Source organism: uncultured Mycobacterium sp., assembly GCF_964249325.1.
Taxonomy (GTDB): Bacteria; Actinomycetota; Actinomycetes; order Mycobacteriales; family Mycobacteriaceae; genus Mycobacterium.
Window position 1 is genome coordinate 1,649 of record NZ_CAXUCH010000394.1, and the last position, 732, is coordinate 2,380.

Here is a 732-nt window from a genome sequence, read left to right on the forward strand (position 1 = left end):
CAGCTGAAGACGAATCCCGCTATCGCGGTGGCGAGCACCGCCAACGTCACCCCGGCCAGCATGCCGCCGACCCCGCCACCCAACAGTCGGGTGAATCCGACATTGCTGCTCGTCAACCCCAACGACGTCGCGATATGCCACAAGCCAAACAGCAGGGAACCCACCACGGCCACGCCGCGAAAACCCCACGCCCGGTTCAGCGCCCCGTGCAGCACACCACGAAAGGCCAACTCCTCGGGGATGACGGTCTGCAGCGGGATGATGACCATCGATGCGATCAACGCGCCGGAGATTGTCGCGTAGTGACTGTTCATGAACATCGGTCGAGTCGCCGGCAGCAGCGCGCCCACGGCGATCACCGACACCACGACACCCACCGCGGCCAGCGCATAACCGAGCCCGGATTTCCAGTGCTCGCGGCCCAGCCCCAGCTCGGACCAACCCAACCCGCTGGCCCGCAACACGATCAGCAGCCCCACGGCCGCGGCCGGGACGGTAGCGACATTGGCCCAGCGGGTGGTGAAATGCGCGACCAGGTTGGTCAGTGCCAGCACCACGACGACGACGGCGACGTCGACATAGCCCGGAAGCGATGCAGCGCCGACAGCTGCACGGCCACCGGGTGAGCCGACACCGCTACCGCGCTTTCGTCACCAGACATTTCCACGAGGCTACCCGTTATCACCCCGGGCTCGATTGGTCGTCTCGTTCCCGTCACTCGCTGCGCTCGTT

1 pseudogene (running past one end of the window) is annotated in these 732 nt (G+C 66.1%); it reads right to left on the minus strand.

The window, feature by feature from the left end:
- Positions 1-661 (minus strand): annotated as a pseudogene (locus ACFE99_RS24990) (lysostaphin resistance A-like protein) (it extends 111 nt beyond the left edge of the window).
- Positions 662-732 lie beyond the last annotated feature (71 nt).